Source organism: Mycobacterium sp. SMC-8 (assembly GCF_025263565.1).
Classification (GTDB): Bacteria; Actinomycetota; Actinomycetes; order Mycobacteriales; family Mycobacteriaceae; genus Mycobacterium.
In genome coordinates this window covers 3,830,044-3,848,693 of sequence record NZ_CP079865.1, presented here as the reverse complement: position 1 = coordinate 3,848,693, position 18,650 = coordinate 3,830,044, and the positions used below count along the sequence as shown (strand labels likewise).

The 18,650-nt window shown below is 62.9% G+C and carries 18 protein-coding genes and 3 pseudogenes; 6 read left to right on the top strand and 15 right to left on the bottom strand.

The features are described 5' to 3' along the window. Positions 1-371 precede the first annotated feature (371 nt). From KXD97_RS18605 to KXD97_RS18565, 9 genes and pseudogenes are all read right to left on the bottom strand, one after another. Positions 372-1,634 carry a transaldolase gene (locus KXD97_RS18605; RefSeq protein ID WP_133167750.1) on the bottom strand — a complete coding sequence of 421 codons (1,263 nt, stop codon included), beginning with the start codon at positions 1,632-1,634 and terminating at the stop codon, positions 372-374. A gap of 50 nt (positions 1,635-1,684) precedes the next feature. Further along, the gene (locus KXD97_RS18600; protein ID WP_073908056.1) at positions 1,685-2,668 is read right to left on the bottom strand and encodes a phosphotransferase; all 984 of its coding nucleotides are present in this window, start codon (positions 2,666-2,668) and stop codon (positions 1,685-1,687) included. 15 nt (positions 2,669-2,683) lie between these two features. Beyond that, positions 2,684-3,877, bottom strand: a complete 1,194-nt coding sequence (locus KXD97_RS18595; protein WP_158498048.1) for an ethanolamine utilization protein EutH — start codon at positions 3,875-3,877, stop codon at positions 2,684-2,686. Positions 3,878-3,893: 16 nt separating this feature from the next. Next, the gene (locus tag KXD97_RS18590; RefSeq protein WP_073908053.1) at positions 3,894-4,706 is read right to left on the bottom strand and encodes an HAD-IA family hydrolase; all 813 of its coding nucleotides are present in this window, start codon (positions 4,704-4,706) and stop codon (positions 3,894-3,896) included. After that, positions 4,703-5,560, bottom strand: a complete 858-nt coding sequence (locus tag KXD97_RS18585) for a class II fructose-bisphosphate aldolase (protein WP_067991392.1) — start codon at positions 5,558-5,560, stop codon at positions 4,703-4,705. The genes KXD97_RS18590 and KXD97_RS18585 overlap by 4 nt, the downstream gene beginning before the upstream one ends. 251 nt (positions 5,561-5,811) lie before the next feature. Beyond that, positions 5,812-6,603 (bottom strand): FAD-dependent oxidoreductase, encoded by a 792-nt coding sequence (locus KXD97_RS18580; RefSeq protein WP_067991389.1) that lies wholly within the window; start codon positions 6,601-6,603, stop codon positions 5,812-5,814. Then, complete coding sequence (locus KXD97_RS18575) at positions 6,596-8,005, bottom strand: NAD(P)/FAD-dependent oxidoreductase (protein WP_051558593.1); 1,410 nt, start codon at positions 8,003-8,005, stop codon at positions 6,596-6,598. The genes KXD97_RS18580 and KXD97_RS18575 overlap by 8 nt, the downstream gene beginning before the upstream one ends. A 255-nt stretch (positions 8,006-8,260) precedes the next feature. Then, positions 8,261-9,148: a LysR substrate-binding domain-containing protein gene (locus KXD97_RS18570; protein WP_229480072.1), complete on the bottom strand. Its 888-nt coding sequence runs from the start codon at positions 9,146-9,148 to the stop codon at positions 8,261-8,263. Positions 9,149-9,283: 135 nt separating this feature from the next. Beyond that, positions 9,284-9,783 (bottom strand): annotated as a pseudogene (locus KXD97_RS18565) (ISL3 family transposase); the annotation flags it as partial. On the opposite strand from KXD97_RS18565, the gene KXD97_RS18560 reads away from it, so the two are divergent. From KXD97_RS18560 to KXD97_RS33325, 5 genes and pseudogenes are all read left to right on the top strand, one after another. Further along, positions 9,673-10,455, top strand: coding sequence for a hypothetical protein (locus tag KXD97_RS18560; protein ID WP_165804664.1), 783 nt, complete (start codon positions 9,673-9,675; stop codon positions 10,453-10,455). The pseudogene KXD97_RS18565 and the gene KXD97_RS18560 sit on opposite strands and share 111 nt — an antisense overlap. A gap of 72 nt (positions 10,456-10,527) precedes the next feature. Next, positions 10,528-10,830 carry an SDR family oxidoreductase gene (locus tag KXD97_RS33150; RefSeq protein WP_084182408.1) on the top strand — a complete coding sequence of 101 codons (303 nt, stop codon included), beginning with the start codon at positions 10,528-10,530 and terminating at the stop codon, positions 10,828-10,830. Further along, on the top strand, positions 10,827-11,315 hold the full coding sequence (locus KXD97_RS33145) for an SDR family oxidoreductase (RefSeq protein WP_306666500.1): 489 nt from the start codon (positions 10,827-10,829) through the stop codon (positions 11,313-11,315). The genes KXD97_RS33150 and KXD97_RS33145 overlap by 4 nt, the downstream gene beginning before the upstream one ends. 338 nt (positions 11,316-11,653) lie before the next feature. Then, positions 11,654-11,810, top strand: a pseudogene (locus KXD97_RS33330) (HNH endonuclease); the annotation flags it as partial. Positions 11,811-11,869: 59 nt separating this feature from the next. Continuing rightward, positions 11,870-12,010, top strand: coding sequence for a hypothetical protein (locus tag KXD97_RS33325; protein ID WP_396884352.1), 141 nt, complete (start codon positions 11,870-11,872; stop codon positions 12,008-12,010). Here KXD97_RS33325 and KXD97_RS18545 read toward each other — a convergent pair. Next, positions 12,007-13,151: pseudogene (locus KXD97_RS18545) on the bottom strand (acyl-CoA dehydrogenase family protein). The gene KXD97_RS33325 and the pseudogene KXD97_RS18545 overlap by 4 nt on opposite strands. A gap of 102 nt (positions 13,152-13,253) precedes the next feature. Here KXD97_RS18545 and KXD97_RS18540 point away from each other — a divergent pair. Then, the gene (locus KXD97_RS18540; RefSeq protein WP_260751512.1) at positions 13,254-13,736 is read left to right on the top strand and encodes an SRPBCC family protein; all 483 of its coding nucleotides are present in this window, start codon (positions 13,254-13,256) and stop codon (positions 13,734-13,736) included. Here KXD97_RS18540 and KXD97_RS18535 read toward each other — a convergent pair. Genes KXD97_RS18535 through KXD97_RS18515 form a run of 5 tightly spaced genes read right to left on the bottom strand, consistent with a single transcriptional unit; the run spans position 13,713 to position 18,649 of the window. Further along, on the bottom strand, positions 13,713-14,648 hold the full coding sequence (locus KXD97_RS18535) for an alpha/beta hydrolase (protein WP_260751511.1): 936 nt from the start codon (positions 14,646-14,648) through the stop codon (positions 13,713-13,715). The two genes, KXD97_RS18540 and KXD97_RS18535, sit on opposite strands and share 24 nt — an antisense overlap. Positions 14,649-14,654: 6 nt before the next feature. After that, positions 14,655-16,163: an NAD(P)/FAD-dependent oxidoreductase gene (locus tag KXD97_RS18530; protein WP_260758048.1), complete on the bottom strand. Its 1,509-nt coding sequence runs from the start codon at positions 16,161-16,163 to the stop codon at positions 14,655-14,657. Between the two features lie 8 nt (positions 16,164-16,171). Next, positions 16,172-16,900 (bottom strand): SDR family NAD(P)-dependent oxidoreductase, encoded by a 729-nt coding sequence (locus KXD97_RS18525; RefSeq protein ID WP_260751510.1) that lies wholly within the window; start codon positions 16,898-16,900, stop codon positions 16,172-16,174. Continuing rightward, the gene (locus KXD97_RS18520; RefSeq protein ID WP_260751509.1) at positions 16,900-17,679 is read right to left on the bottom strand and encodes an HpcH/HpaI aldolase/citrate lyase family protein; all 780 of its coding nucleotides are present in this window, start codon (positions 17,677-17,679) and stop codon (positions 16,900-16,902) included. The genes KXD97_RS18525 and KXD97_RS18520 overlap by 1 nt, the downstream gene beginning before the upstream one ends. Position 17,680: 1 nt before the next feature. Then, positions 17,681-18,649 carry a zinc-binding dehydrogenase gene (locus KXD97_RS18515; RefSeq protein WP_260751508.1) on the bottom strand — a complete coding sequence of 323 codons (969 nt, stop codon included), beginning with the start codon at positions 18,647-18,649 and terminating at the stop codon, positions 17,681-17,683. Position 18,650 lies beyond the last annotated feature (1 nt).

The following is an 18,650-nucleotide window of genomic DNA, read 5'->3' as shown; positions in this document are numbered from 1 at the left end:
GCTTGAGGCACCCGGCGACGGTGTGTCCAGATGGATGGTCGCCACCTCGCCGGAAGATCCCGGCGAGGTACAGAATCCGGCTTACAGGCCAACTCGTCCCACCGCTATTCACCACGCGATATATGGACGCTGAATCCCTCTGCTACGCAGCGACCACGCACGGCAGCTTACGATCCGGCTATGAAACATTCGGTGAGGTCAGGTGTCGAAGACCAGTGGCACCGGGCACGCCGCAAGCGGACGGGCAGGTGTTCTGCCCCGTAGCCAACTGGGGTTCCCCAGAAAAGTGCAGCGCGGCGGAACACGTGGAGAGTTGTTTACGACTCCACACCTATCCGGTGCCCGGGGTCAAACCCCGCCCTTCTCGCCACTCAACTCGCGGAAGAAGGCACTCGTGACACACTTCCTTCGCACGCCTTCAAAAATCTCTGTTGATAGCTGATGACATGGGGGCTGCTCGCCCAGCGCGCCAAATAGCGTGGATCAGTCGTGAGTAACACGCGATCCTGGAGATCGATGAACTCTGGCTCGACCAGCATCGACATCACCATCGGGAACAGCGTGTCTCCGTCGAGAGAACAGACGATCAATCGTGAATCAGGCAGATTTGATGCGCGCAGCCAGCGCACTGAGGCACGAGCGCTGTCCAAGCCATCGCTGCTTTCATTGTGGCGATAAGCCACCATCCGCTTGGCCTGAGACAGGGTTTCAAGGAGGTCGAGTTCAGCGTCGCCCTTACCCAAGTAGTGGTTCGCAATCAAGTACTGCCGAAGTTCTCTGATGAACCAGGAATCCTCAGTGGCTTCGAATGCGGCCAGCAACCCCGATATACGACGCGTGGCACTGAGCCGGTTACGTATGAAAGCGTTGATGAAATATGGCCGGATCTGCAATGCGAGAGGTGTCTGATACGGCTCGAACATAAGCGTGAAGTTGACGCGGTGACCCAACTCATGCAGCTTGTGCGCCAAGGAATGTCCGCGTAGGAGATCCTCGGGAGATCCGTCATAGTATCGGTTGTTCAGTAGACCATCGCCAGTCAGGAGCTGACTCGAAGCTGAGGGTGAGATCGCTCCTGTATGAGGGACTTTGACCACCAGGCGGTAGCGCGACAGGATATCCTCGTACATCTGAATCTCGTCGAGTATCTTGGCGAAGTCCTGTTCGTACGGATCGTGGAGTTCGACGGAGATGTCACACCCGGGGCCGACCTCGTCTCCTATTGCCTGTAACACTTCGTTGAGATCAGAGAATTGGCCGCCAACGTTGGCCTCCGGGTTGTTGAGAAAAAGGTCGTAGACGATCCCCGGATTGCAGGTCACATTGGCAATCAGATCGCGACATTCGGCGATTTCGTACGGGTTGGCAGAGTCTGCCGAGAACAGCAATGACGTCGGCCTACGTTGCCCATCCCGGGCATAGCCGATATCGCGAACGAGATCCAGGGTGACAGAGTGTGTCCCGGTGGTCTCCACACGGAAACCGGCTGGTGTGGATTCTCGCTTCGGCTCGAACAGATCAACAACCTCGCGGAAGCGAGCAGAGACATTCACCGCCGAACCAGTCTCGACCTGCGCCAGGATCGAGGGGTGAACTGCGTGAACGTATTCCGAGGCCCCCGACTCGACCCGCAACTGTCGTTCCCTGATCACTGTGGCGGAGTCGAGGTTTGGGTGAAGGGATGTTACGAGCACTGCACTTCCTTTATCTCAGTGGTGGCTTTTACCAGACTTAGGCTGTCTTGGAACGCTTTGCTGGCGGCGATGTCGTCCAGGCGCGTCATACAGGCGCGGCTATAGGCGGAATGGTCGAACTCGGTGAAGTGCGTGGTGCTGGCCGCCGCCGCCCATAGCGCCTCGCGCAAGCGGCTGTGGAAGCGATACATTCGCAGAGCCGCGAGCAGATATTCGAGTGAATCCCCCGTCGAGTTGTACTCGTCGGCGAATTGGCGTTCCTCGACGGCACTCAACTCCCACTTCTCGGCAAAATCACCACAATCGAAGAACCTGTCTCCGCCGCCCGCATACTCCCAATCGATGAGGCTTACGCCCGACTGCGAGACCAGCACGTTGCCAACCGAAAGGTCTGCGTGTAGCAAGCAGGGTTCGTACGTGCCTCGAGCCCGCTGGCAGCGCCTACTCAATTCGATCGCCCACGTGAAGGGAGCGGACGCCTGCGGGATCAATTCCTCGACCCTCCGGAATAGCCACTCAGCGCCATCGAACGGGTCCGAGATGTAGTTTCGCAACCGAGTCCCGCGGGTGTTCTTATGCAGTCGAGACAATGCGGCGGCAGCCAGGGTGATTACCCGCGAGCGGTCTTCGGGTCCGGATGCGCCGGCGTTCTCGAGGAAGTCAGTGATCAGAGCACATGGATCGCCTTGTCGCCATGCCACGAGTTTCGGGCCCAGCTTCAGTTCTTCGACAATCGGCATTACCTGCTTCTGAGTGTGGCGGTTGATTCCGATACGCGCTGCGAGCTCGTTGGAGAGCAACAGTTGAACGGCGAAATCCTCTTGTGCGCCACTGGAATCTGATTCGACGGTGACCCGCCAATTACGATTCGTCATGCCGCCGTCTAGCGCGACCGACTTCCAGGGTCGGCTCGGCCATTGCGCTCGAACGACGGTTTCCAAGTCACGCTGTGCGGTGGAATCTGAGTTAGTCATGGGTCGCCCTGGCCGCTACGCGTGTGTGCCGGAGTCGAGGAACGGTTCGTCCTTCTGAGCCAATCGCTCAGCGGTGGGTACCGCGATGTAGCGTGCCAGGACGATGGCGAGAATGGCCGCAGTCAGCTTTCCTACGAGCACAGCGCCGATCAAGTTTGGCTGGAAGTTGGCCGTGAATGACAGGTGATCGCCCAGCAAGAAGCCACCACATACCACGAACGCGATCGATATCACCTTATCCCGCGGCGACATGTTCTTGACGACGTGGAAGAGCGCGAGCGCATTTGCAGCACCGCCGAGCATTCCGGTGACTCCGGTTTCGCCGATTCCTACCCGATTCCCCAGGCGGCTCAGTGGCCCGGCGAGAAATTTGTTGATCGCGTAGACCATGGGAAACGCACCTGCGAGCATGATTCCGACCGCACCGACGACCTCGAGGGCACGGAAGTGGTCATCCGCCGTGGCAATGATCGGCTCGAATCCCCACGCTCCGAACATCTTCGTGAAGATACCGGTGAAGTACTCGACGATCGACAGTGCGAGGATTATCTTCACGGCCGCATCGATCAGGCGGCCAAAGATGATGAACGCCTTGATCATAAATCCCGGTGCGAACTTCAGTCCGGCGGCGATGGCTACGACGATCAGCAGCAGGGGGAGCAGATTGGCGAGTAGCTCTTGAATGTTGAGGCCGTCAATCACAGTCTCCGAAGGCCCGGTTGTTCGCACATCTCCACGGATGAGCGGACGCGTGATCATTATGATCACCATGGTCACCAAGACCCCGATCGGGATTGTGAGCACGCCCGACATGATGCCCAATGCCATGTATCGCTGGTCGGTCTTCTGTAGCATCGCGAGACCAACGGGGACGGTGAACACAATCGTCGCACCGGCCATGAACCCTGTCACCATTGCCGTGATCCACGCTCCGCTATCACCCGCCGTAGCGAAGGCAAGTTGATACCCGCCCATATCGGAAGCGATGAATGTGGTTGCCGCGATCGAAGGGTCGGCCCCCAATGCTTGCCAGATCGGCCCGGCGCCCTTCTCGACCGCGGTGGTCAGGTATGGGATGGACGCCATGATCCCCGCTACCGGGACGAACAAGTGGCCGATGGAATGAATACCTTGAAGAAATTCCTTCCCAATTCCGGAATCACTGTTACGTATCGCAAATGCAGCACCGATGAGGACGAACGCCATCATGGTGTAGAGAACTATGTTACTGACTATTTGCATGACCCCTCACTTCTGTATGCGGAGCCTTGACGTTCAGGAGTTCTAATAGATGTCTGTATTCGACTACTCCGTCAGTCATGCTCTCGTCCAAACCTTTCCCAGCGTTCTGTATCGGTTGGCCCGGGTCTCCGAGCTCGCTGACGACCACTGCTGCAGCGCTGAGATCTTCATGGATCGTGTAAGTGCTTGGTGTCGCGATTACAGCAGTGATGCCGGCTGTGAGCGCCGCCTGTACACCTATCGCGGAGTCCTCGACAACAACTGCGTCCCCGGCCTTGACGCCCAACCGATTGAGGGCAAGCAGATAAATGTCCGGTGCAGGCTTCTTCAGCTGAACATCATCGCCCGCGCACACAGTGAAGTGGCCGGCCAGGTCCGCTCCCATCACCTTGTTCAGGACCGCACGGACTGATTCGTGCGCAGAGGTCGACGCGACTGCGAGTAGCCAACCTTGTCGAAGCGCTTCGCGAGACAACCGTCGAACGCCGGAGCGAGCCTTAATTGCACCAGAGTCGAGCAATTCGACATATAGTTCGGTCTTTCGCCGATGCCATGTCGCGATCAGGGTTTCGAGTTCGATTCCATTGGTGAGTTCGTGTTGCTCGAGGAATTCTCGGGATAGGAGAGCGCGTAGCCGCTCCTTGCCGCCGCCGACCTGCAGAGCCTGCCGGTAAGTCTCGTCGGTCCACTGGAATGCGACTTTGTTTTCCGCAAAAACCCTATTGAACGCGACTCGATGGCCGTCCCGTTCGGTGTCGGCAAGAACACCATCGCAGTCGAGAATAAGCGCTTTCACGACGACACCGAGCCGGCACTGCCGAACTGTCGGATGTAGTGGACCACGATCTGTTGAAGGTCTTGCCGTACTTGCGCGATTACTGTCAGCGGTTCCGCGGCCGAGGGGTGCGCAGTGAGATAATTTCGGTATCCCTCGATAAAGGCACGCTTCAATGCGGTCGAAATGTTGACCTTTGCACACCCCGCGGCGATCAGTTCGCCGAATTGTTCTGCAGAGAGTCCCGATCCGCCGTGCAAGGCCATAGGGATGTTTGTGGCGGCGACGAGATCCCGGACCCGCTGGATATCCAGCTGGGGCTCTTGCTTATAGAGGCCGTGTGCGTTTCCGATGGCTGGTGCGAAACAGTCGATCCCGGTGACATTGATGAACTCGATGACCTTCTCGAGCGGGTACAGAGTAGGAGCGTCGTCGCTGCCGATGCCGTCCTCGACGCCTTGGATTCCCTCGACCTCGCCTTCGACGTTCACCCCGCGGGCGTGAGCTTCCTCCACCACCTCTTTGGTCTGGGCAGTCGCCTCGCCCAACGACAAGTGGGATGCATCGAACAACACCGAATCCCAGCCCTCGCGGATGCATTCTGAGATGACACCCCGGTCCGGGCAGTGGTCCAGGTGCAGTGACACCGGCGATCCGGAAGCTGAGGATACCAGCTTGAAATGATCCGATAGGCGCCTTGCGCCAATGGATTTCACTGTCTTCACAGATGTCTGGATGATGATCGGCGCTTTCTCTGCCTCTGCAGCCTCAACGGCGGTTCGCAATGTCAACTCATCAAAGACATTGAGCCCCAGGACGCCGTAGTGACCGGCCAGCGCCGCACTGACGATCTCGTTGAAAATGTTGCTTGCCAATTTATTTCGTCCGTTTCGAGGAGGTTGACCAGCGTCCGATACCGAAGGCGGCCAGCGGTACAACGCCCAGAACTGCCAGAACGACGGACACCAGTGGTAGATCGGATCTCTCTAGCGTGACCTCGGATCGCCACGCACCCAGCGAGGCCTTCACGACAATACGGCGGTCTTGGATATGGACACCGTCGACGGTTACGGGGAATCTCCCTACGGGCGACAAGACTTGCATGATCTTCTCCAGTGTTCGTGCCTCAGCGGAGGCGGCTGTCTATTTGACGGACGGTTTCGGTCGCCACAGCCAGCGACTCGTGATCTGTCTTTGGATCCGCCGTTGAAAAGCACTCGTAGACCGTCGGAGCGTCGGAGAACACGGCTCCCTCGATGTTGCGCATAGGAATTCGCCCGGCGGCCAGGATCACCGAGTCCGCGTGAAGCTCTACAGGACCGTCCGCAGTCTCGATCACGAGAGTGTGAAGGCGCGGAAAGCCAAGCACGGCTTTGGGAGTCGCCTGGTCGTATACCTGCACGCCTGCTTGCCATACACCTGTTCCCGGCCCGGCAGTCACCACGGTCACTCGCTCAGCACCCTTGCTCAGCAGCTTGCTGCTCAGGTGATGCGCCAACTCGCCGGCACCGATAACGACGGGTCGACGGCCAGGCAGTAAGCCGGCGTCCAGAAAGTGAAGGGCTGCTGATCCCGGCAACACGCCACTTCCTCGCTCACCACCGATGTTGAGCTCAGCTCGGGTTCGGGGTCGCGTTCCAGTCGCGAGAACGAGCGCTGTGATAGCGGTGCTGGTGGCGCCGTCGATACCCAGTGTCGACAGGCTTCCGTTACGGTATTCGACTGCCAGCGTGCCCAAGACCAGCTTGACACCCGCGGCTTGTGCCGCTTTGACCAGTGTCGCCGCATCGCGCTCAGGCTCCTGCCCCCCGGCCTGTGGGAGTCGTTCCACCAGAGTCACCGTCAACCCTCGTTCGGCCAGCATCCGGGACGCGTGAAGTCCACAGCGGCCACCGCCGGCCACCATCACGTCAGTCATTGGTGTTTCCCACCCCCAAGTCGGAGCCTTCTTCGTGATATGGGATCTGCCAGGGCTCATGGCCCGTGTAGAGCGAGGTGATGAACGAAACACCGGACAGACACGCTGAACCTTGGCACCGGCCCCATGTTGCGTGTGTTCGGCGGGCGACGCCGGCGATCGACGTCGCGGGCAAAGGCGATGACAGCGCTTGGTGAATATCAGCCGCAGTGACCTTCTCGCACGCGCAGATGACGGTGCGCCCGAGCGGGTCGGCGGCTGCGCGTGCACAATCCAGGTCCTGCCAGAGCGGGCTAGAGTAACTCAGGGTGCGAACAGGATTCGGCGCCGCATGGGTGCTAAGGCCTCGTTCCCAGAGCAGGGTGGTCACGTACGGGCCAATCCCCGGCGAAGCCGAGACGCCAGTGGAGCGAATTCCGGCGACTTGCAAGAGATTCTCGGCAGACTCCGACCATCCGATGCGATAGGTCGGATCGGAATTGGCGCGCACGCCGGCAAAACGTTTGGTCACATAGCTCAAGTCGATAGACGGCATCATGTCCATGCACCGACGCAGGACGGCGTCGAGCCCGTCCTCATCCGTTGACCGGTCGAGCTTGTCGTCTTGGTCTTCGGCTGTCGGTCCCAACAACACCGAGCCGTGCGCGGTGGGCAGCACCATCGGGCCGTGCCCAAGCTTCCCCGGGACCCCGGTCAGCATGCCCGGGACCTGGGCGCCGAATTCGCGGTCGAGCAACGCCCACTGTCCGCGTCGCGGCGTGACCGTGAACTCTTCGCCGCCGAGTGCGCGCGACACCTGGTCGGCACCGAGCCCGGCGGCGTTCACCACGAACCTGGGCCGGAAGGTTCGTCGTGAAGTCTCGACGGACAACACCCGGCCGTCGTCGTTCTTCGCGCTCTTGACCGGTTCCGAGAAGTAGAAACGGACACCGTTGAGCGCAGCCTGCTCGGCATAGGCCACCGATAGGCGCACCGAGTCGACCACGCCTTCGTCGGGGATGTGGAGGCCCGCGAGCGTTTTGGTGGACGCGTGCGGTGCCTCCTGAGACACCTCGTCCCCAGTCAGGAGATGGGCGTCGACCCCGTTTTTCTGGGCACGTTCGGCCCACTTCGGCAACTCTTTGACCTCGTCCTCGGTCAATGCGAGCATCGTGATTCCCACACGACGGAAGGCGACACCGAGATCTTCCGCGATCTTCTCCCACTGGGGCGCCGAAGCCAGGATCAGCTGCGCTTCCAGGCTGCCCGGGGCAGCCGACCATCCGCAGTTGGCCACACCACTATTGGCTTTGGACGTCTCTTCTCCGACGTCGTGCCATCGCTCAACCACGGCGACGTCGATGTCGAGGAGCGAGAGCTCCCGCGCGATCGATGTTCCCACCACCCCTGCGCCGATGATCAAGACGTCAACAGCGTTGTCTCGCAACGACAATCTGGCACCTCATTCGATTAAATCTTGGTCCACCCACTGCCCATTTGGACGTCCACCGAAGAATAGGATTAGCCGATATCAAAGGCCAAGGAAACGGCGTCGTATATATGCAAATGGCATATGACCGAGATCGGACCTCGGAATTACCAATAGGTGGACGGTAGCCAACGCGCACATTCACAGCGGGCAGGGTGAAGCGGTGGCCAGCTACGGGCTGGCGACGCCTCAGGTTCCAGATCCCTTGGCGATCGCTTCGGTGAGCAGCGCCTGGAAGTATCGATCAGCGGGTGCCTGGACTACGTTCCGCAATGTCACCGCACGGACATCCCGCTGGCCCCAATCGACCCCCGAGACCGTGAAGTCGACGAGCTCACCGCGCCGTCGCTCATCCGTAATGGCATAAATGGAAACGAACCCGATTCCGGTGCTCTGGCGAGCTACGCGCTTGATCGCGTCGATCGAGCCCATCTCCCACACCGCACCCCAACCCGGATCTGCCGTGTGCAGCCGCAGGGCTTGCGCACGGGTGCTCGAACCATGTTCCTGAACCAACAGTGTTCGAGACTTCAACTGGTCGAGGGAAACGCAGCCATCGGAGGAGATGTCGACTGCGCCGGGACTGCAGATGCCGACGATCTCGTCAGCGCCGATGCTCTCGGAGCGAAGACCGGGCAACTTGGACTCACTGCAGATGATGGCAAGAGTAATCCGCCCCTTGTGTAGCCACTCCATCACGGCTTCAGTCGAACCGACGGAGACCCTCACGGCGACGTCTGGGCAGCGGGCGATGAAAGACGCGACGACAGCGGGCAAGATGTAAGTACCTGGCACCGACGACGCGCCGACGGATAACACTCCCGATCGCAATCCGGCGCGCGCGGCCAGCGTTGATTCACCTGCAGCGAGGCTGGCCAGTGCCTGCGAAGCGCAGCGTGCCAGGATCTGGCCCGCGGGGGTCAGTACCAGTGACCGACCAGAACGTTCGGCTACGGGCTCGCCGGCTGCCGAGTTCAACAGACGTAAATGCTCGCTGGCCGAAGGCTGGCTGATTCCGATGGCAGCAGCCGCTGCGGAGAGGCTCGAAGCCCGATCCAGTTCGATCAGCAACCTCATCCGTGTGGAATCCCACACATCCATCAGTGTCGGCATGACGTCATAGTTCCCTAGTCGGGGCGACATGACCAGCCTGAATCGCTTTGAAGCGCCCGAACCGGCGCTGGCGTGAAGTCGATGAATCTCACGCTGCCTTATCACGCGCACGCCGTCGAAGCGGGCCGGGTCGGCGATCAGCACTCGCTGGCCTTCGGCCAGGACGGCGTTGTTGGCGGTGTTCCACGATACTGCCAAGGCTTCGGCGACGCCGGTGACGGTCAGGTGTTGGCAGACAATGGCTTTGAGCGCCCACTGCAGAGCGCTCCGGGATAGCTTGGCGCGTGGTTCGGCGGCGTTGCTGAGGTCTTGGCGCCACACACGGGCACAGCCGGCGCAGCGGTAGCAACGGATCGTGACCAGCAGTGTGGTGGGGCGCCCGAACGGCTCATGAGCCAGTTCTCGGGTGAGGCTGTCACGGGCACGGCCTTCCTCGCCGCAGCGGCGGACCAGCGGTCCTCGTCGGTGACTCGGCACGCCAGTACCGCGTGATCGGGGTGGACCTGCTGGCCGGTCACCTCCAACCCGAGGTCGTCGAGGCGGCAGAAAGTGGTCAGGTCAGCGCAGGCGAAGCCCGCTCGACCGGTAGCGTTGGGCACGTCGAGGTCTTTCGGATGAGGCGTGTAGGAACCTTCATCTTCGAGAGACCTCGACCCCTATCCGGCAGCGACGCGCCGATCACCTCTACACCCTCAACTGCGAAGAGCCCCTTTACCCGGCTAATCTTGAGCCTCCTGGCGACCGGTATCGCACCGCGCTCCTTCTATTCCGCCGAAAACGCAGAATCCAGGATTACCGCTCACTTTGACGGCCTGCCGGCAGATTTCGTCGCTGCGGCAGTTGCAGCACTTGGCTCACAGTTCGAAGAAGGGTTTCATTCGTACAACGTCGTCAACCCGCATGAAGACGCCGTATCGTTGGATGTCATCGTCGACTGGCTCATTGAAGCGGGCGAGCCGATCCGACGCATCGACCACTATGGTGATTGGTTTATGCGGTTCGATACTGCTGTCCGCGGACTGCCAGAATCATTACGGAAGTACTCCGTCTACACACTGATGGACGGCTACCGGCAACCGCAAACTGCGCTGAGCGGCTCAGCCGTCCCGGCGGATAAATTTGCCACAGCTCTCCGAGAATCGGGTAATGGCACCTCGTCCATCCCGCACATTACTCCGGGCCTCGTCGCGAAATACGATAGCGGACCTGAGGAAACTTGGCCTGGTGGGACTCGCGTGACCTACCGCTCGTTGTGGCAGTCACTGAGCTGATCATCCTGAGCGCCATCAACAAGTTGACACGGGCGAATAGAAGCAAGCCATTAGTTATATAAGGAGACGCAAATGATACGACCCGGAACTACTGCACTAATTACGGGAGCAAGCGGCGGCATAGGCGCAGAGTTCGCAGCACAGCTCGCTGATCGAGAGGTCGACCTCGTCTTGGTGGCACGTAATACCGATAGGCTCGCTGAAGTCCGCGACGTGCTCAACAAGCGCAAACCTCGCGTCCGTATTGATTTGATAGAAGCCGATTTGTCGACTCCTCAATCGGGAGCGGAGATTTCTCGGCAAGTAGCCTTACTCGACCGGCATATCGATGTTCTGATAAATAACGCGGGCGCAGGTATTCATGGTGATTTTTGACTCAGAATATTGAAACGCATTTAGCGCAAATTCAACTTAATAGTATAACTGTAGTAGACCTGACTGCGCGGTTCCTTCCGGGAATGGTGAAGGCAGGCCACGACCTTGTCATCAACATCGCTTCGACCGCCGCGTTCCAACCAACTCCCAGCATGGCGGTGTATGGAGCAACGAAGGCGTTTGTCCTCTCTTTCACCGAGGCTCTATGGCAGGAAACCCGCGAAGCCGGCGTCCGTGTGTTGACCGTATGCCCGGGACCAACCGAGACCGAGTTTTTCGCACGCTCGGGTGAGCAGTTCATGTCGGAAGCGCGACAGACGCCAAAACAAGTTGTAGACGCTGCCCTTAGTGCTGTTTCTAAGTCCACCCCTACCGTTGTATCGGGTGCACGGAACAGTTTACTTGCCTGCTGTTACCGCTTTATGCCAAGACGGGTCATGCTGAAGGTCACACAACGGATGATGAGGCCAGCAGCCGTTCACTAGTAACACAGGGGTGCGACCCGCGGCAACGAGTCGGGCAGGATTCCAATCAAGCCACCGAAGCAGGACCGGGCCGGCGTTGCCGCCCCCGATCGGATGGACAGATCCTCGGAAGAGCACCCTTCACGGGGGCCCGACGATTCACGAGTCACACCCAATCAGGAGGGCGACAGCGATCCTGTCAGCCAGCACAGGGCCAGCCATGCAAATACTTACAGACGGTTCACACTGCCCGAACACACCCCATAGCCAGGCCCGCAACACCAAAACACCGTGGGCTCCCGATGAAACCCCTTCAGTCCGAACGAACCCACGGGACTGGGACGTATTAACGACTTGTCACCAACTTGAAGTGTCTGTGCCGTTTTCATCATTTGCTGAAAACTTTTTGGACCGGACTCGGCGGGTGGCGTGACCGTCAAGACCCCGACGGTACCATCACCTGGACCTCGCCCACCGGCCACACCTACACCACCCACCCCGGCAGCCGTCTCCTCTTCCCGGCCCTGTGCAGGCCGACGGCCACCCTCTGGACCGGTGACCCACCCACCGTCCCCATGACCGACAACCGCGGGGCGATGATGCCCCGGCGCACACGCACCCGCGCGCAGGGCCGCGCCGCCTACATCACCGCAGAACGACAACGCAACGCCGAAACACGCGCCGAAGGCCCGGGCGGCAACGACCCGCCCTTTTAGCGGGGCGGCGAATAGTTCGGCCGGCCGAGCCCGAGGACGTGCTGGGCGATCATGTTGCGGAACACCTCGAGCGTGCCGCCGTAGATGCCGGTCGGTCCGGCCAGCCGGAACAGGTACTCGCCGCTGAGTCCGTCCGGCACCGCGGCCACCGCCCCGCGGACGTCCATCAGTTCCGGGGTGATGTCGCGGAGCGTCTGCGCGATGGCCACCCGGCCGAACATCTCCGGCGTGCTCAGGGCCGCTTCCAATCGGGCGATGCTGCGCCCCAGCCGGTATGCCACCGAGTCGTCGTCGAGCCGCCCGTTCGCGGATACCTCGCCGGCCACCCGGTCGACCTCGTCGGCGAGTAGTAACGCGTGTTCGGACATGACTGCGATCTTGCTCAGCCCGCCGGCGTCACGCTCGACGGTTCCGTGCTCGGCGTTGAGCGCCTCCCGCAGCACGGCCCAGCCGCCGTTGACGGCGCCGACCCGGTATCTGTCATCCACGCGCACATCGCTGTAGTAGGTGATATTGGTGCGGTCGCCGTCAACGGTTCGGATCGGCTGGATGTCGACGCCGGCCGAGTCGAGTGGCACCAGGAACATCGTCAGGCTCTGATGTTTGGGCGCCGCCGGGTCGGTGTTGGTGATCAGGAAGACGTACTGCGCGTGGTGGGCGTTCGACGTGAACATCTTCGAGCCGTTGATGATCCACCCGTCACCGTCACGCACCGCGCGGGTCTTGCACGTGGCTACGTCGGAGCCGCCCTCGGGCTCCGTGTAGCCCAGACAGAGCCGGAACCGTCCGCTCAGCACCTCGGGCAAGATTTCGTCCCTCAGCTCGTCGGACCCGAACCGGTCGACCGCATTCGCGACCATCGACGTGGTGCCCCAGTGGAACCACGGTGTGTGCGCCCGTCCGATCTCCAGCTCCCAGATCCGCCGTTGGACCGGGGTGAAGCCCCCGTCGTGCGCGGCGCGCCAGTCCCGTTCGAGATACCCCGCTGATCCGAGAGCCAGGTGGACCGTCTCGTCGAAGTTATCGCCTGTGCGCCGGTCCCTGGCGATGACGTCGTCAGTCACCACCGACGCCAGGAATCCCGCAGCTCTGCCTGGAAAGCTCTGTCTTCCTCGGACAGTGCGACTTCGGAGAAGTCCATCGTGACACCTCCCGCTCTTGGCACCGCTGTGGCAAGCCACTCCGCAGCGTGACATTATGACGTGGATTTGTAAAGCACGTGGGACGTCGAAGAGGAGTCGGTGTGGGAATCGTGACGACGACGTCGGAGACCGCGTTCACCCAGTCCCCCGAAGTCATCTACGACTTCGTGACCAATCCGGTGAACTGGACGAAGACGTATCCGGGCAGCGCGCACGTCGGGAAGGTGCCGGACAAGTTGCCGCTGGAGGTCGGTGACACCTGGACCGAGACCGGCCCGGACGGCGAACGGATCTTCACCTGGCATCTGGCCATCGCGATGCGGCCGAAGTTGTGGATGTTCAACTCCTTGGGCAACCTCGGCCACGACCGGGACGGCAACGGCGGTATGCCCGGCCGGATCAGCGTCCAGTACAAGTTCACCCGGCCCGGCGAGGGAATCACCCTGTTCAGCAGGACCATGACGGTGGAGGCGTACAAGGACGCGCCGATGCCCGACGGCTTCTTCCGGATCGTGAACCCGGCCAACATCGACGCCTACCACCAGGCGATCGCCCGGGAATTAGCGAACGAAGGCACGGCGTAACGCCGCACCCTGGAGGTTGAAGAGCGCTTCGCTGATCTCCCATTCCGGGACCAGCGAATCGAAACCGTGGCAGGTGCCGCTGAACACATGCAGATCGGTGGCTACACCCGACCACAGCAGTCGTAGCGCATAGTCGATCGCTTCATCACGCAGCGGATCGAGCTCCGAGCAGGTGATCAAGGCGGGCGCCACTGCGGAGAAGTCCTGCGCGCGGGCCGGCACCGCGTCATCTGGAACCGGCCCGTCCGCCCCGTAGTGCCGCCACATCCAGTGCACGGCTTCGCCGTCGAACCCCGGCGTGGTGGTGAACTCCGCCTTCGACGGCGACGGACGGTCGTCGAGCACCGGTTGGTGCAGCATCTGGAACACCACAGGCGGCGCGTCGCCGGCCGCGGCCCGTTGCGCGAGGCCCGCCGCCAGGGCCGCTCCGGCACTGCTGCCCGCCACGGCGATCGTCGCGGCATCGACACCGAGCTCTGCGGCACTGTGGGCCGCCCAGTCCAGGATGGCGGCGGCATCGTCGAGCGCTGCCGGGTACGGGTGTTCGGGGGCCAGCCGGTAGTCGACCGACAGCACGATGCATCGTCCCCGGCGGGCCAGCTCGATGCACTGCCGGTGGTCGGTGTCCAGATTGCCGAGCACGAACGCCCCTGAGTGGCAATAGATCACCGCACCGCACCCGGGCGGTCCGCCGCGGTAGATCCGCACCGCGACCTGGTGCCCGTGCGGGACCGGGACGAAGCGCTGCTCGATCTCCACGCCGACGGGGTCGAGGGTCTCGGCCGTCTCGGCGCGCCGTTGGTTCAGCGAGTCCCGCACCGCGCCGAGGACCGGCGGCGACAGGTCGGTGCGAGCCTGCGCGAGGTGGCGCAGCGCCGGGTCGAGACGCTCGACGATGTCACGCTCGGTCACGGCGGCCTACCGCTGTCCCGCGGTCTGGGCGCCGACACGGATGGCCGACCGGCTCTGCGGTGCGGCGAAGACGTAGTCGCGCGGCCTGAACCGGCGCGTCATCTGCCAGAAGGCCCGAGCGCTGCGCGGCCACTGGGTCACCACGCGGCCGTTGGCGGCGCGGAAGTAACTGCTGCACCGGGTCAGCCACACGGTGCCCTGCATCCAGGCGTCGATCGACTCCAGGTAGCGCGTCATCACGTCGGACCGCACCTCGATGTAGGCCCTGTTCCTGCGCCGCATGTGCTTCAGCGCCCGCACGACGTAGTGCGCCTGCGCCTCCAGAATGAAGATGACGCTGTTGGAGCCGACGTTGGTGTTGGGGCCGTAGAGCATGAAGAAGTTGGGAAAACCGGGCACGGTCATCCCGAGGTAGGCGAACGCCCCGTCGCGCCAGGTGTCACGCAGCAGCGCCCCGTCGGCGCCCCGCACCTCGATCTGCCCGAGGTAATCTGCTGCCGCGTATCCGGTGGCGCACAACACGACGTCGACGTCGAGTTCGGTGCCGTCCTCGGTGACCAGTGATCGCGACCGGAGTCGGCGTGCGGGGCTGGACACCACCTCGACATGCGGCTGGGTCAGCGTCTGCATGTAGTCGGTGGCGAACACCAGACGCTTGCAGCCCAGCGGATGGTCCGGGGTCAGCTTGGCGCGGAGTTCCTCGTCGGGCACGGTCGCTTCCAGCGATCGCAGCGCAACGCTGGTGAATTCCTCGGTCTTGTCACTGCCGTTCTCGATGACCGAGATGTTCGATTCGCTGCGCAGCCACAGCCGGGTCCGGTAGATCTTCTTGGCCAGCGGGACGTGGGCGAACACCCACTTCTCCCGCGCGGTGTACTCGCGGTCCGGTTTGGGCAGCACCCAGGTGGGTGAGCGCTGCACCGAGTACACTTTGGCCGCCTGCTTGGCGACCTCCGGGACCAGTTGGGCCGCAGTCGATCCCGTGCCCAGCACGGCGACGCGGACGCCGCGCAAGTCGACGGAATGATCCCAGCGCGCGGTGTGCATCATCGTCCCGGTGAACGGTTCCTCCTCGACGAGGTCGGGCATCACCGGCTGGGTGAACATCCCGATGGCGGAGACGACGACGTCGAAAGTGTGTTCGTCGCCCGCGGCGGTGGTCAGCAGCCAAGTGCGGGATTCGGGAACCCATTCCGCCGACGCGATCTCGGTGTTGCAGCGCAGGTTCTCGTGCAGGCGGTAGCGCTGAGCGCAGCGTTCGAAGTAGTCCAGGATCTCCTGCTGGCCCGACCACAGTCGCGACCAGTGCGGGTTCAGTTCGAAAGAGTAGGAGTACAGGTGCGATTTCACGTCGCAGGCCAGGCCGGGATAGGTGTTGACGCGCCACGTACCGCCGACGCCGTCTTCGCGGTCGAAGATGGTGAAGTCGGTGAAGCCCGCCTTGCGCAGGAAGATCCCGAGTGCAAGGCCTCCCGGACCGGCGCCGATGATCGCCACGGAGAGCGTCTTGGCCATAGAGATCGTCATCCAATCTGCAGCGACTGCCCACCGTCGACGATGAGCTCCGAACCGGTGATGAAGGAGGCATGCTCGGAGACCAGAAACGCGACCGCGTCGGCGATCTCGGTGGGTCTGCCGATGCGGCCCATCAATGCCGCGCCCGCCAGCCGCGACTGGGTGGCCGGATCCAGCATCGGTGTCTCGACGGGGCCGGGGAACACCGCGTTCACCCGGATCCCCGCAGGCGCCAACTCGACGGCGGCGACCTGGGTCAGGCCGCGCAGAGCCCATTTGGACGAGCCGTAGGCGCTGTGGTTCGGGAACGGGCGGATCGCCCCGGTGCTGCAGGTGTTCACGATCGACGCGTTGGGGACGCCGCGCAGATTCGGCAGTGCCGCCTGGATGCCGAGGAACGGCCCCAGACAGTTGACCCGCCAGCTACCTTCGAAGCCTGCCGCAGTCTCGTCCGACAACGGAGCGCGGTGCAGCACACCGGCATTGTTCACCAATGCGGTCAGCGCACCGAACCTCTCCACTACCGACGCGACCGCGCCGCACCACTGTTCCTCGGAGGTGACGTCCAGGTCGACGGCAACTGCCCTGTCGCCGAATTCCGCCACGGTCTGCCGTAACTCGTCGGCACGCAGATCGCATGCGGCGACGCAGAACCCGTCGCGCACCAGCCGGGCTGTGATCGCCGCACCCTGCCCGCGGGCGGCACCGGTGACCAGTGCGACCCGGTTCGGCGCCATCAGGAGTACCTCGTCGACGCCGGCGCGTCGGTCTGCCCGCGCGCCTCGGCCAGGTGCGCGGCGGCGCCGCGGCGCAGCGCTTGCGACTCCGAGGCCAAGGTGATCATCCGGAATCCTCTCTGCGCCATCTCATTACCGACCAGGCCGGTGTTGGCGTGAACGCCGGCCACCAGGCCGGCACCGGTGGCGACGTGCTGGAGGCGACACATCGCGTCCAGCACATCGGGGTGCGTCCACGCGTCGACCGGGCCGTGCCCCATCGAGATCGCGAGATCGGCAGGGCCGACGTAGATTCCAGCCAGCCCGTCGACACCACAGATGTCGTCGATCGCGGCGAGACCACGGGCGGTCTCGACCATCGCGAACACCGACACACGTTCCTGCAACGCCCTCGGATCGCTGCCCAGGCTCGCGCGCAGCGGCCCGAAGCTGCGTACGCCGGCGGGGGCGTACCGGGTCGCGGCCACCGCCGCGGCGGCCTGTTCGCCCGACTCGACCATCGCTACCACCACACCGTCGGCGCCGGCGTCGAGCACCCTGCCGATCGGCGCCGCGTCGGGGCCCGGCAACCGCACGACCGTGGCGATCGGAACGTGCTCCAGCCGGCGCAGCATCAGCGCGACGTCGGCGTCGCGCAGATACCCGTGCTGGACATCGAATCCGACGTAGTCGTAACCTGCGGCGGCGAACTCCTCCGGCCCGAGCACCGTCGGACCAACCACCCAGCCGCCCCAGATCTGCGCCTTGCCCGACAGGGCCTCCTGCAATCGGCTCGCCATGTCAGGCCACGATCGCGATCTTGATGCGGCCAGGCATGGGGCGCGAGGCGATCTCGAACGCCGCCGTCGCCTCGTCGACCCCGAAGGTGTGGGTCAGGTAGCGGTCCAGCAGCCCCGGGTGGTCGCGGGCGAACGCGTCGGCTTCGGCGAGCACCCGCCTGCGCTCCAGGGTCACCCCTGACTTCAGTGTCAGGTTGTTACGCAGCATGGTGCGCATGCTGATCGGGTACCAGTCGTCGTCGGGCACACCGAAATAGAACACGGAGCCGCCGAACGCCGCGGCCTCGACCGCATGCGACAGCGTGGCGACCTGGTGTCCCACCGCCTCGATCACGATGTCGGGCTTGGTATGCGGACCCAATCGGCTGACCCAGCGGTCGCTGGTGGCCCGCACCACCGTGTCGACCCCGAAGTCCGGGCCGGCGGCGGTACGGTCGACGGGGTCCACGCCGGTGACGTGCGCGGCCCCGGCGGCCTTGGACACATACGAGAACAGCAGACCGATCGAACCCTGCCCGAGCACGGCGACGTGGCGGCCCCTCAGGTCCGGTAGTTGCTCGACCGCGTACAGCACACACGCCAACGGCTGCAACGCCACAGCATGAGCGGGGCTCAGCGACCCCGAATAGGCCGCCAACCCGTCGCCGTCGGCGACCACCTGCTCCATCAGGCCGTCGAAGCCGGACGCCCACCCGACCACCCGGTCTCCGGTCCGGTGTTCGGGATGCCGGCTCGCGATCACCTCACCGGCGATCTCGTGGATCGGGAAGCCGTTCATCTCGGCAGCGCACGCACCGGTGTCGCCCGGAAGTTTGCCTTGGGCGCCCCGGAACCCGGGCAGATCGGACCCGCAGATCCCCGCGGCGAGGAAGCGCAGCAGCACCTGGCCCTCGGCGAGCGACTCCGGAGAGCGTTGCGGCACCTCGGTTTTCTCGAAGGTGAACGGCGCGACGAGACGGTAGGCCCACACG

Excerpts from the sequence above, each read along its gene's own strand:
- KXD97_RS18600 (WP_073908056.1), bottom strand. The coding sequence starts at position 2,668 with ATGACTAACTCAGATTCCACCGCACAGCGTGACTTGGAAACCGTCGTT.
- KXD97_RS18595 (WP_158498048.1), bottom strand. The coding sequence starts at position 3,877 with ATGATGGCGTTCGTCCTCATCGGTGCTGCATTTGCGATACGTAACAGT.
- KXD97_RS18580 (WP_067991389.1), bottom strand. The coding sequence starts at position 6,603 with ATGACTGACGTGATGGTGGCCGGCGGTGGCCGCTGTGGACTTCACGCG.
- KXD97_RS18570 (WP_229480072.1), bottom strand. The coding sequence starts at position 9,148 with ATGAGGTTGCTGATCGAACTGGATCGGGCTTCGAGCCTCTCCGCAGCG.
- KXD97_RS33150 (WP_084182408.1), top strand. The coding sequence starts at position 10,528 with ATGATACGACCCGGAACTACTGCACTAATTACGGGAGCAAGCGGCGGC.
- KXD97_RS33325 (WP_396884352.1), top strand. The coding sequence starts at position 11,870 with ATGACCGACAACCGCGGGGCGATGATGCCCCGGCGCACACGCACCCGC.
- KXD97_RS18530 (WP_260758048.1), bottom strand. The coding sequence starts at position 16,163 with ATGGCCAAGACGCTCTCCGTGGCGATCATCGGCGCCGGTCCGGGAGGC.
- KXD97_RS18525 (WP_260751510.1), bottom strand. The coding sequence starts at position 16,900 with ATGGCGCCGAACCGGGTCGCACTGGTCACCGGTGCCGCCCGCGGGCAG.
- KXD97_RS18520 (WP_260751509.1), bottom strand. The coding sequence starts at position 17,679 with ATGGCGAGCCGATTGCAGGAGGCCCTGTCGGGCAAGGCGCAGATCTGG.